The 12,546-nt window shown below is 64.4% G+C and carries 8 protein-coding genes; 1 reads left to right on the top strand and 7 read right to left on the bottom strand.

Translation table 11 applies throughout. The annotated features are described in order from the left end of the window. Positions 1–147 precede the first annotated feature (147 nt). From CWO91_RS03485 to CWO91_RS03460, 6 genes are all read right to left on the bottom strand, one after another. Positions 148–1,332, bottom strand: coding sequence for a substrate-binding domain-containing protein (locus tag CWO91_RS03485; RefSeq protein ID WP_130212253.1), 1,185 nt, complete (start codon positions 1,330–1,332; stop codon positions 148–150). A gap of 105 nt (positions 1,333–1,437) precedes the next feature. After that, positions 1,438–3,474 (bottom strand): acyl CoA:acetate/3-ketoacid CoA transferase, encoded by a 2,037-nt coding sequence (locus tag CWO91_RS03480; RefSeq protein ID WP_130212252.1) that lies wholly within the window; start codon positions 3,472–3,474, stop codon positions 1,438–1,440. Between the two features lie 106 nt (positions 3,475–3,580). Further along, entirely contained in the window at positions 3,581–4,891 is a 1,311-nt protein-coding gene (locus tag CWO91_RS03475; protein WP_130212251.1) for an MFS transporter, read from the bottom strand. A gap of 194 nt (positions 4,892–5,085) precedes the next feature. Continuing rightward, positions 5,086–6,522 carry a sigma-54 interaction domain-containing protein gene (locus CWO91_RS03470; protein ID WP_130212250.1) on the bottom strand — a complete coding sequence of 479 codons (1,437 nt, stop codon included), beginning with the start codon at positions 6,520–6,522 and terminating at the stop codon, positions 5,086–5,088. Between the two features lie 256 nt (positions 6,523–6,778). Next, complete coding sequence (locus CWO91_RS03465) at positions 6,779–8,512, bottom strand: putative bifunctional diguanylate cyclase/phosphodiesterase (protein WP_165405211.1); 1,734 nt, start codon at positions 8,510–8,512, stop codon at positions 6,779–6,781. Between the two features lie 316 nt (positions 8,513–8,828). Next, positions 8,829–9,794, bottom strand: coding sequence for a sensor histidine kinase (locus tag CWO91_RS03460; RefSeq protein ID WP_130212248.1), 966 nt, complete (start codon positions 9,792–9,794; stop codon positions 8,829–8,831). A gap of 180 nt (positions 9,795–9,974) precedes the next feature. On the opposite strand from CWO91_RS03460, the gene CWO91_RS03455 reads away from it, so the two are divergent. After that, positions 9,975–10,814 (top strand): SDR family NAD(P)-dependent oxidoreductase, encoded by an 840-nt coding sequence (locus CWO91_RS03455; protein ID WP_130212247.1) that lies wholly within the window; start codon positions 9,975–9,977, stop codon positions 10,812–10,814. Between the two features lie 291 nt (positions 10,815–11,105). On the opposite strand, the gene CWO91_RS03450 is transcribed toward CWO91_RS03455, so the two are convergent. Continuing rightward, the gene (locus CWO91_RS03450; RefSeq protein WP_130212246.1) at positions 11,106–12,482 is read right to left on the bottom strand and encodes a cytochrome P450; all 1,377 of its coding nucleotides are present in this window, start codon (positions 12,480–12,482) and stop codon (positions 11,106–11,108) included. Between the last annotated feature and the right edge of the window lie 64 nt (positions 12,483–12,546).

Below are 12,546 nucleotides of genomic sequence, written 5' to 3'. Positions count from 1 at the left end.
TCACGCTGCGCTCCCTCCCCCGCGTGCGGGGGAGGGTAGGGGAGAGGGTGTCTCCGCTGGCGAGAACCCCCAAGAGGAGAAAGCCCTCACCCGGATCGCATCTTACGATGCGATCCGACCTCTCCCGCAAGCGGGAGAGGTGGGCACTCAGCGCTTGTTCTTAACGGGCACGTCCATGTCCTCGATCTTCAGCTCGCGCACCGGCTCGAGCACGGCCCAGGCGACGTTCGGATCGACCTTGACCTTGAAGTGATACATGCTCTGCAGCGCCTGATGGTCCTCTTTGCGGAACATCATCTTGCCCTTCGGCGTGTCGAACTCCAGGCCTTCCATGGCCGTGATCAGCTTCTCGGTGTCGGTCGACTTCGCCTTGGTGACGGCGGCGACGACGGACATCGCGGCGGCAAAGCCCCCCGCGGTGAAGAAATCCGGCGGCGCGTTGAAGCGCTTCTGGTGCTCGGCGACCAGCCAGTCGTTCACCGGGTTCTTCGGGATCGCATAGAAATAGTACGTCGCGCCTTCCATGCCGGGCAGGCCCTTATAGGCGGCGAGGGCCGGCAGGATGTTGCCGCCGGTCGACAGCTCGATGCCGTAGCGCTTCGGATCCATGTCCTGGAGCTTGGCCAGCGGATTGCCGGCGCCGGCCCAGATCACCCAGATCACCTTGCGGCCCGGCTTGTCCTTCAGCGCGTCGAACAGGCGCTGGCCGACGGCGGTGAAGTCGGTGGTCGAGGTCGGAGCATATTCTTCCGCGGCGAGCGTCGCGCCGGTCTTGGCGAGCGCCTCCTTGAAGGCGGCGACGCCGTCGCGGCCGAAGGCGTAGTCCTGCGCCAGCGTCGCGACGGTGACGCCCTGCTTGCCGATGGCGACCGCGTTGGAGATCGCGTCCTGCGAGGAGTTACGCGCGGTGCGGAAGATGTAGCGATTCCACTTTTCGCCGGTAATCTGATCCGCGACCGCGGGCTCGACGATCAGGATCTTCTTGTTCTCCTCGGCGACGGGGAGAATGGCGAGCGCCCCGGCCGACGAGGTCGTGCCGATCGCGATGTCGGCCTTGTCGTCCTGATAGGCTTCCGCGAGCGCCGCCTTCGCGAGGTCCGGCTTGCCCTGATCGTCCTTGGTGATGACGACGATCTTGCGGCCGTCGAGCGTCATGGTGCCCTTGGTGGCGTATTCAAAGCCCATTTTCAGGCCGGTCTCGGTCTGCTTGGCATAAGCCTCGAGCGGACCGGTCTTGCCGTAGATCAGCGCGATCTTGAGATCGTCGGCCCGTGCGGACGCGCCCGCGGCGAGCGCGAGGATGGTTGTTGTTATGATGAGTGATCGACGCACGATGGTCCCTCCTGATTCAAAGCTTCTGGCAACAGCGATTTGCACAACACTACGAACATTGCAATTGAACCTTCCGGCGAAGCGGATTGGCCTTGCGAGCATGCATCATTTTTGGACCTGCTGCATGGCGCGCGCAACGCCGACTCCTTCGACCTGCCGCCGATCGGACTGCGCTTCGTCCGCGCTCTCGAAAATATGCGGCGCAACGCCGCGCTTCTCCAGGGCTTCGCCGAGCTTGATGCGCAGGAAGCCCGACGTGGTGTAGCGCGACACGCCGGAATAGAAGCGATCGACCAGGCTGCGGACCATGGCCGAATAATCGTCCATCAGCTCCGGCAGGATGGAAAAATTGTCATAATTGACGATGGCGTAGACCCGGCGGCCGAGCGGGGCGAGCCTCGCCTCGACGATGGAAGCGATGGTGTCGATCTCGGCCTTGCTACGCAGCGGGTAGCGCTCCAGATTGACGAAGAACAGGTTCTGCTGCTCGTCCAGCGTGAAGCGCTGGTCGAGCGGGATGGTGAGCAGGCGCTCGCGCAGCTCCATGAGATCGTCGCGGAAGATGCGGCCGTCCATCAGAACAGGATCGCGCGGGATCAGCGGCTTGAAATCCATCAGGCGCAGGATGTCGCGCTCGATGTCGATGCCGGGCGCAACTTCCGTTAGCTCGAGGCCGTCGGGCCTGAGCTCGAACACGCAGCGCTCGGTGACGTACAGCGTGCGCTGCTTGCGCGCGGCGGCAAACGGGCCGCTGAAGGTGACGTGCTCGACGCTATCGACGAACTTGCGCGATTTGGCTTCGTCGAGGATGACGAGCTTGCCGTCGTTCACCGCGATGCGCTGCTTGCCCGCGCCGAAGGTGCCGACGAAGATGACCTCCTTGGCGTTCTGGCTGATGTTGATGAAGCCGCCGGCACCCGCGAGTTTCGGCCCGAACTTGCTGACATTGAGGTTGCCGGCGCGGTCGACCTGGGCGAGGCCGAGGAAGGCGGCATCCAAGCCGCCACCGTCGTAGAAGTCGAACTGATAGGGCTGGTCGATCACGGCCTGCGTGTTGATCGCCGCGCCGAAATCGATGCCGCTCGCCGGGATGCCGCCGATCACGCCCGGCTCCGCCGTCAGCGTGATGAGGTCGATGATCCGCTCCTCGTTGGCGACCGAGGCAATCCCCTCGGGCATGCCGATGCCGAGATTGACGACGCTGTTGGCCTTCAGCTCCAGGGCGGCGCGCCGGGCGATGATCTTGCGCTCGCTGACCGGCATCACCGGCAGCGAAGCGGCGCGGACGCGGATCTCGCTCGAGAACGCCGGATTGTATGGCGTGCCGAAGGTCTGCCAGTGGTTCTCCGGCCTCGCCACGACCACGCAGTCGACGAGAATGCCGGGGATCTTGACCTGGCGCGGATTGAGGCTGCCGGCCTCGGCGACGCGCTCGACCTGGGCGATGACGATGCCGCCGGAATTATGCGCGGCCATGGCAATGGCGAGCGCTTCCAGCGTCAGCGCCTCCTTCTCCATGGTGAGGTTGCCGTCGGGATCGCCTGTGGTGGCGCGGATGATCCCGACATTGATCGGGAACGTCCTGTAGAGCAGGCAGTCCTCGCCGCGCAGCGTGATCATCTCCACCATGTCCTCGGTGGTGCGCGCGTTCAGCTTGCCGCCGCCGTGCCGGGGATCGACGAAGGTGCCCATGCCGACGCGGGTGATGTGGCCGGGCCGGTGCGCCGCGATATCGCGGAACAGATGCGTGATGACGCCCTGCGGCAGGTTATAGGCCTCGATCTGGCCCGCGATCGCAAGCTGCTGCAATTTCGGCGCAAGGCCCCAGTGCCCGCCGATCACGCGGCGGACCAGGCCTTCATGCGCGAAATGATTGAGGCCGCGCTGCTTGCCGTCGCCTTGGCCGGCAGCATAGACCAGCGTCAAATTGCGCGGCTTGCCCTGCGTGTAGGGCGCATCGCCCTCGTTGGAGAGATAGAGCTCCTCCAATGCGATCGCGATCTCCTCGGCAAAGCCGATGCCGACGAAGCCGCCGGTCGCCACCGTATCGCCGTCGCGGATCAGCATGACCGCTTCGGCTGCGGTGACGACCTTGCCCTTCTCGGAATTGCGCAGGTAAGGCAGAGCTGGGTGATGGCTCACGGCGTTCCTCCCGATCGTTTTGACCGTATGCCGTTGGTGCCGATCCTATCGCGAGAAGCAGCCCTGGAACAGGCTGCTCCTCGCGCTGGAAGGCTGATCGGGGCATTCAGCCCTGAATTATCTTGCGCGTTTCGGTGGCAAAGTAGACCGACACGATGGTGATGAGCGCCAGCGCGATCATGTAAAGCGAGATCGGCCAGGTCGCCGGCGCGTACGCCGTCATCAATCCCGTCGCGATCAGCGGCGACAGCGCGCCGGCGAAGATCGAGGCGAGGTTGTAGCCGAGCGAGACGCCGCTATAGCGCACCTTGGTGCCGAACAGCTCCGACAGGAAGCTCGCCTGCGGGCCATACATCGCGGCATGGCCAATGGCGAGGCCCAGCACGATCGCGATCCAGGCATATTGCGGGTTCTTGGTCGCCAGCAGCATGAACAGCGGGAACGACATCAGCGCCGAGAACACCGCGCCGAAGATGTAGATCGGCCGCCGTCCGACGCGGTCGGAGAGCGCGCCGAACGCCGGAATGGTGAAGGTCTCGATCGCCGCGCCGATCAAGACGCCGTTGAGCATGTCCTGCTTGTTCATGCCGAGCGATTGCGTGGCATAGGCGAGCACGAAAGTCGCGTAGATATAGAAGAAGCCGTTCTCGGCAAAGCGCGCGCCCATCGCCAGCAGGATGTTCTTGGGATACATCCGGACAGCCTCGAGGATCGGCATCTTAACTTCTTGCTTGGTGTCCTTGACTTTCTGGAACTCCGGCGATTCCGCGATGGTGAAGCGGATCCACAGGCCGACCAGCACCAGCGCGATCGAAAACAGGAACGGGATGCGCCAGCCCCAGGCATAGAGCTGCGCGTCGGTCAGCATCGAGGACACCACCGAGAACACCAGCGTGCCGAGCACGAGGCCGAGCGGTGCGCCGAGTTGCGGCCAGCTGCCGTAGAAGCCCTTTTTGTCGGCGGGCGCGTGCTCGACCGCCATCAGCACCGCGCCGCCCCATTCGCCCCCTAAGCCAAAGCCCTGGATCAGGCGGCAGGTGACGAGCAGGATCGCGGCCCAGATGCCGGCGGTCTCATAGGTCGGCAGGAAGCCGATCGCCGCGGTGGCGGCGCCCATGATCAGCAGCGTCAGATAAAGCATGGTCTTGCGGCCGATCTTGTCGCCGTAATGCCCGAACACGACGCCGCCGAGCGGACGCGCAATGAAGCCGAGCGCATAGGTCGCGAACGCCAGCAGCGTTCCCATCATCGGGTCGAAGGTCGGAAAGAACAGCTTGTTGAAGATCAGCGCCGCGGCGGTGCCGTAGAGGAAGAAGTCGTACCACTCGATGGCCGTGCCGATCAGGCTCGCGGTGGCGACGGTGACGTGCGAGGGCTGTTTGGCCTGAAGCTGATGGACTGAGATCGCTTCACTCATCTGCGTCCTCCCTGGTTGCGAATGCGCGTGTGCAGCACGCGTCATTGTGCAAGAGCGAAGAGCAAGGTCCGCGCCAGATGGCGTCAATTGGTGCAAATGGGCGAAACCCCAGCAATTTCAGTGGAGTCATCCGGACAAAGCGGCACGCTGCGCTGTCCGGAATCCGAGACTCCGGACAGTCCGTGTCTCGAAACTCAGACGGAGGCCGGCCCCGCGGCGAGGCCGAACTTGGCGAGCTTCTTGTAGAAGGTGGCGCGCGAGATCCGCAGCATCCTGGCGGCCTCGGAGATCTGGCCGTTGCTGGCGGCGAGCGCCTGTTCGAGCGTGTGCTTCTCGAACTCGGCCTCGGCTTCGGCATACGGTACCACTGTTCCGGCCGGGCGCTCGGGCGCTACGGTTCGGACCTCGGCACCGACGGGAAGGATGCGAACGAAATCCTCGCCGGTCAGCCGCCCGGAATCGCTGAGGATCAGCGCCCGCTCCAGGATGTTGCGGAGCTCGCGGACATTACCCGGCCAGTCGTAGCGCGCCAGCACGGCGAGCGCGCTCGGCGTGATCCGGGCGCTGACATAGTCGCCGGATGCGCTGATGTCCTCGAGCAGCCGCGTGCAGATGTCAGGGAGATCATCCAGGCACTGGCGCAGCGGCGGCAGGTCGATCGAGAGCACGTTGAGGCGATAGTAAAGGTCGGGGCGGAATGTGCCGTCGCTGACGCGCTTGCGCAGATCCACATTGGTCGCGGCGACCACGCGCACGTCGACCCTGGAAATCTTGTCCGAGCCGAGAGGCTCGATCTCGCGCTCCTGCAGCACGCGCAGCAGCTTGGCCTGCAATTGCAGCGGCATCTCGCCGATCTCGTCGAGGAACAGCGTGCCGCCGTCGGCAATCCGGAATTTGCCCTCGCGCCCCCTGCGGTCGGCGCCGGTATAGGCGCCCGGCGCGGTGCCGAAGAATTCCGACTCGATCAGCGTGTCGGGAATCGCGGCGACGTTGACGCTGACGAACGGCTTCTCCGCCCGCGACGAGGCGTTGTGAATCGCCTGCGCCAGCATCTCCTTGCCCGTTCCGGTCTCGCCAGTGAGCAGCACCGTGACGCTCTGCCGCGCGGCGCGGCTCGCCAGCTCCTTGGCCTGTGCAATGGCCGGCGTCGTGCCGACGAAGTCGGCGAAGGTGAAACGCGCCGCGCGGGCGTTGGACAATTGCCGCCGCGCCAGCCGCAGATCGCTCTCGAGCTGGGCGACGCGGGCGAGCAGGGGTTTCAGGCTTTCGAGGTGGTCATAGAGCACGAAGCCGATCGCGCCGATCACCTTGCCGTTCTCGTCCTCGATCGGCATACGGGTGACGACCAGCTGCTCGCCGCCGAGCTCCATGATGTCGAGCAGGATCGGCTCGCCGGTCTCGGCCACCTTCCGCATCAGGCTGTTCGGAATGACCTCCTCGATCGGGCGGCCGATCGCCTCAGAGGTCCGCTTGAGGCCGAGCGCTGTGAGGTATTTTTCGTTGACGTAGACGACCCGCCCGCCACGGTCGATCGCGATCGCCCCCTCGCACAGCTTTTCCAGCCGCTCGAACAGCGTCTCCATCGCGCGCGCACGAAGATAGGCGGGATCGCTGATGGAGGGGGCGGGCATGACGTACCTCGCGGGAAGTCTGGCTGCTTATTAGCAAAAGGCCAGTAATTTCAAAGGGGGAATTGGTCGATGGGAGTGCGACCCCATCCTCGGTGTCGTCCCGGCCTAGTGCGCAGTTGCGCACGGGGGCCGGGACCCATACTCCGCGGCAGTCGTCGTGGGGCGAGCTGGTGACTACGAGTCTTCGCCAAACCTCATCCTGTGGTTATGGGTCCCGGCCTTCGCCGGGACGATGGCCGAGATTGTGGAGCGCCCCCTACCGCCGATACCCGCTCGCTCGCGAATAGCCCTGGCGGTTCTGCTGCATCGGGCGGCTCGCCACGTTGACCCGCGCTTCGCTGGCCACCGTCGTTGCGAGCTTCAACTCTTCCAGGAAGATCGGCCGGGAGAAGTAATAGCCCTGCGCGTAGCGGATCTTGGTCGCGGCCTGGAGATAGGCAAGCTCCTCGTAGGATTCGAGGCCCTCGGCAATCACGGTCATGCCGAGCGCTTCGCTCAAGGATTCGATCGCGCGCAGAATGCCCTGGCTGCGCGGACGCTTATGGATGTCGGTGATGAAGGAGCGGTCGATCTTGATCTCGTCGGCGGTGATGTCGGCGAGCGCCGAGAGCGAGGAATAGCCGGTGCCGAAATCGTCGATCGAGATGCCGACGCCGAGCTTGCGGAACATCGGCAGGATCTCGTCCTGGAAATGATTCTTGGCGACGAAGGCGTCTTCCGTCAGCTCGATCATGAATCGTTGCGGAAAACCGGTGTCGTGCAGCGCCTGCGCGAAGCTGCGCATGAACTCGGGATTGCCGGCCTGCTTGGCGGCGACGTTGATGCTGATGGTCGCTTCCGCGCCGAACGTCTCGTTGATCAGGTCGATAGACCTGACGATCTCGGCCAGCACGAGATGAGTCAGCTCGTCGATCAGCCCGAGCTCGCTGGCGAGGTTGATGAACGAGCCGGGCGCCTGAATCACGCCTTCGTCGTCGCGCAGGCGCACCAGGGCCTCGATACCCTTCACCGCCTGTGTTCTGATGTCGACCTTGGATTGGAACGCGCAGCAGAAGCGCTTTTCCAGGATCGCGAGGCGCAGCGACTGCTCGACCTTCATCCGCGCCAGCGCCTCGCGCTCCATGCTGGAATCGAAGAAGGCCGCCGACCCCTTGCCGTCGTTCTTGATGCGGTACATCGCAATGTCGGCGTTCTGGCGCAGGGTCTCGAAGCTGCTGCCGTGATCGGGGTAGAGGCTGATGCCGACCGAGGTGGAGGCGAAGATTTCCGAATGGTCGATGAAGAACGGCGCGGTCAGCCGCTGCAGCGTCGATTGCATGAATTCGGCGACTTCCTCCTGGCTCTGGATCGGCGACAGCAGCAGCAGGAATTCGTCGCCTGAAATGCGCGAGAGCATGTCGGAATCGCGCAAGTCGCGTCCGAGCCGCTTCGACAGCTCGACCAGCAGCGCATCGCCGACGGCGTGGCCGTAATAGTCGTTGATGTGCTTGAAATTGTCGACGTCGAGAAAGGCCAGCGCGAAACGTTCGCCGCCATCGCGTGCGAGCAGGCCGTTGGTGCGATGTTCGATCACGCGCCGCGAGGGCAGCCCGGTCAGCTCGTCGAAATAGGCCGAGCGGAACAGCTGGTCCTCGAAATTCTTCTGCTCGGTGATGTCGGACGACGCCGAGATCAGGAGCTGGCGTCCGGCGAGGCGGAGGGGACGATGGGTCGTGAGCAGCACCTGGCGCGCGGCGCCGTTATGAAGGGCTTCCTCGGTGACGACCGCCTGGCCGGCGCTCAGCGCCTGTCGGCAGGCTTCGCGGCGCGGCGCGAGATCGGGCGAGGGACGGCTGCCGTCCATGCCGAGCTGGGAAGCCGCGGCATCGTTAACCAGCAAAAGCTCGCCATGCGCGTCCTGCACGGTCAGGCCGGCCGGCAGCATTCTAACGATTTCCTTGAGAAATCCGAGCTCGGCTTCGCTCGCGCCAAAATATCCGTTGTCGTTCATAGAAGTCATGAATCTTGTTGTTTCAGCGCGCTTTTGCAATGGGCGCGATCTAGCGCGGTTCCCTCTTAAGTTTGGTTAAGGGGTCCGAGGAAATACGGGGGTGTTTTGGACGAAACTTGCGACGATGCGACGCGCGACGTCGATCGTCATTAACAGAGGGTCAATGCGCCCGCGAAACTGCGAGCGGAGCGCGCGGTTCTCTTTCGCTTGTATCGAACCTGATCCCGCGATGAGCCTGGGTTGAAACGGTGCAAGCCGTAGTCACACCTCTCCCCGTTGGGGAGAGGTCACCCGATCGACCTAACTTTGTTGTCCGTCAGCCGCTCTTGGGGATACGGCATTGCATGATGCAATGGAGGCCGGTCTTCAAGAATGAGAGCTCGGTCTTGCCGTCGAAGCCGGTTAGCGCCGACTTCAGCAATTTGGTGCCGAAGCCCGGTGCCGACACTTCGCCGATGCTCGGTCCCTCGGTCTCGTCCCAGGTGATGGTCAGGCGATCGCCGGTGACCGTCCATGATACCTGCAACAATCCGCGCGGCGCAGAGAACGCACCATACTTGCCCGCGTTGGTGGCGAGCTCGTGAAACATCAGTGACAGCGTGACTGCGAGCTTCGGCGGCAGGAACAGCCGGTCGCCATTGAGCGTGAAGCGGACGTGGCCGTAAGGTCCGAGTTCCGAGATCAGGAGATCGCGGATGTCGCAGCCCGCCTTGTCGATCCGCGAGATCAAATCGTCGGTCGTGGCCAGCGACCGCAGCCTCGGATCGATGCGGGCCCAGACCTGCGGCTGGTCGTGCAGCACCTGGTGCAGCACGGCGTGCACCGTCGACAGCTTGTTCTTCAGTCGGTGCTGGAGCTCATCGACCAGCAGCTTGCGATAGTCTTCTTCCTCGATCAGGCGCTTGGAAATCCGGCGCTGTTCGATCAGCAGCGAGCGATAATGCTCGACGCCCCAGATGGTGAGCGCACAGACCACCCAATAGAGCGTCAGCAGGGCAAACCGGGCGCGATCGGCAAAGGCATCGCCGAAATTGACGACGACGCCGAGCACGCCGCCGACGAGTGCCGTCACGATGCCGATCCGGAAGCCGCCGAACGCGGCGGCAAAGAACACGGCCGGGAAATACGGGGTGAAGTAGACGTCGGGCCGGACATGCGCGAGACCCCAGCGCACCAGCGTCGCAATCAGCAGGCAGACGACCGCAAAGGCGATGCTCAGACCGAGCGATGGCGGTGCCACGCCCTGCCAGCCTTTGCGGAACTCGTCGATCAGCTTCCCCATGCCCCGCCCGGTCGCGATGCCCGTTCGAAAATCGAGCCATGGTTGCGAATGTTACGCATGTCGGACGCGCAAGCAAAGCTTGCCTTGCCGCGGGCCGGCGGGAATAGTGACCGTCGCGGCGCCGTCATCTGTCAGTGTCCGCCATCTGAAAATCAAATCATTCAAAAACGGGAACATTCCATGGGCAGGCTGGACGGCAAGGTTGCGGTCATCACCGGCGCGACGAGCGGGATCGGATTGCGTACCGCGGAAGTCTTCGTTGCCGAAGGTGCCAAAATTGTGATCGCGGGTCGGCGCGTGCCGGAAGGCGAGGCGCTGGCGAAGCAGCTCGGGGCGACTTGCATCTTCCGCCAGACCGACGTCACCGTCGAAGCGCAGATGCAGGCGCTGATCGCGCTCGCGGTCGACACATTCGGCCGGATCGACTGCCTGTTCAATAATGCGGGCGGCCCGGCACAGACCGGGGGCATCGAGGGCCTCGAGGTCGAGCGGTTCGATGCGGCGATGGCGACGCTGGTGCGCAGCGTCATGCTCGGCATGAAGCACGCCGCGCCCCACATGAAGAAGCAGGGTTTTGGCAGCATCATCAACAATGGCAGCATCGCCGGCCGTCTCGCCGGGTTCTCGTCCTCGATGGTCTATAGCGCGGCCAAGGCGGCGGTGATCCATCTCACCAAATGCGTGGCGATGGAGCTCGGCGAGTCCAATGTGCGCGTCAACTCGATCTCGCCCGGCGCGATCGCAACCGGCATCTTCGGCAAGGCGCTGGGGCTGTCGACCGACGCGGCCGAGAAGACGCCGGCGGTGATGCGCGAGGTCTACAAGACCGCGCAGCCGATCCCGCGCGCCGGTCTCCCCGATGACATCGCCCACGCCGCGGTGTTCCTGGCGAGCGACGAATCCAGCTTCATCAACGGCCACGACCTCGTCATCGACGGTGCCATGACCGGTGGCCGCAACTGGAGCCAGCAGCAGCAGGGTTATGTGGCCTTGCGCAAGGCGTTCGACCAGGGGACGTAGGAGCCACGGCGCCGAAGCCGTAGGGTGGGCAAAGCGCAGCGTGCCCACCATCGATGTTCGAGACCGGAGCGGCGTGGTGGGCACGCGGAGCCTGTCATCGGGCGCGCGTACGCGCGACCCGGTGGCTTTGCCCCATCCTACGATATCTCGCCAGGGAGTTCTCGTGCCCCGGACGCAGCGCAGCGCTCCTTCAGCGGTGCGCTGCAGAGCCGGGGCCCATCTCTCCGAGCTGAACGTGTCGCAAAATTCTGGGTCCCGGCTCGCGCTTCGCGCGTCCGGGACACGGGAGGCTCACACCGCCTTCACCCGCACCCGCAAACCGTCTCGCGGCTTGGGGATCGGCCACATCTGCCAGTCCGGCTTGTAACCCGGCTGCAGCGATACCTCGATGTTCTGCAGGAAATGCCGCGCGAAGCACTTCGCCTGCATATAGGCGAAGTGCAGGCCGAGGCACATATGCGCGCCGCCGCCGAACGGCACAAAGGCGAAGCGGTGGCGGCCACGCTGCGCCTCCTCGGTGAAGCGCAGGGGGTCGAACCGGTCCGGCTGCGGCCAGATGTCCTTCATGTGATGGGTGTAGAGCGGATTGACGCCTACGGCGGTGCCGGCCGGAACCGTAAAGCCCTTGAAGCTGAAATCGCGCATCGAGCGGCGCGGCATCGAGGGCACCGGCGGCTTGATCCGCAGCGTCTCCTTGAACGCCATCTCCGTCAGCGGCATTTTTTCCAGATCGTCGAAGCTGCTCGGCGCATCCGGGGCAAGGCCGAGCGCGAGGACCTCCGCCCGCAGCCTGTCCTGCCAGTCCGGATTGGCGGCGAGCTCGCCGATGAAGGAGGTCAGCGACGAGGTCAGCGTGTCGTGCGCCGCCATCATCAAAAAGCTCATATGGTCGATGATATCCTGCTCCGAGAGCAGCGCGCCGTCCTCGTGGGTCGCGCGGCAGAGCTGCGAGAACAGGTCATCGCCGCCGTGATTTCCGCGTCGCAGCGGAATCTGCTCGCGGAAATAGGCGACGATGCGTTTGCGTCCCTTCACCCCTCGCGCCATCTGGGTGCCGGGCACGGGGCGGCGGACCGGGGCGACGGCGGCCGCGACCATGTCGACGAAGGCGCGGTTGATTTCGTCGACCTCGGGGCCGATGTCGGCGCCGAGGAACGAGGCCGCAGCGAGATCGAGCGTGAGCTGCTTCATCGCCGGATAAAGCTGCATCTCGCCGGGTTTGGCCTTCCACTGCGCCACGCGCGCGGAAATGCCGCGATCGAGATCGCTGAGATATGACTTCATCGGCCCCGCCTTGAACGCGACCGACAGCGCCTTGCGATGCAGGCGGTGCTCGTCGAAATCGAGCAGCATCAAGCCGCGCGGAAACAACAGGCCGAGCACCTTGTTCCAGCCGTGCGTCGAGGAGAACAGTTTCTGCTGGTCGAACAGCACGAGCTCGTTGGCCTCGGGCCCGAGCAGCACGACATTGGTCTCGCCGAAAATGTGCGTGCGGTAGACCGGGCCGTATTTGGCACCGTTCGCCTCGATGTGGCCCTTGGGGTCGGCGAGCACCTGCAAGGTCTTGCCGATGATCGGCCAGCCTTCGTCGCCGGGGATGTGGGTCAGCTCATTGCGTCTGGGCGGGGTGAAGCCAAGCGCAGGGGCGGCCACATTCTGCATCGACATGACGATGCTCCGGTTGGCAAGCTCCGCGAGCATAGCACGATCCGGTCGCGATGAGCTGCGGTCG

The organism is Bradyrhizobium genosp. SA-3 (assembly GCF_004212635.1).
In the GTDB taxonomy this organism is placed as follows: domain Bacteria; phylum Pseudomonadota; class Alphaproteobacteria; order Rhizobiales; family Xanthobacteraceae; genus Bradyrhizobium.
Note: the sequence above shows the minus strand (reverse complement) of the source record. Positions and strands in the feature narration are given on the sequence as shown.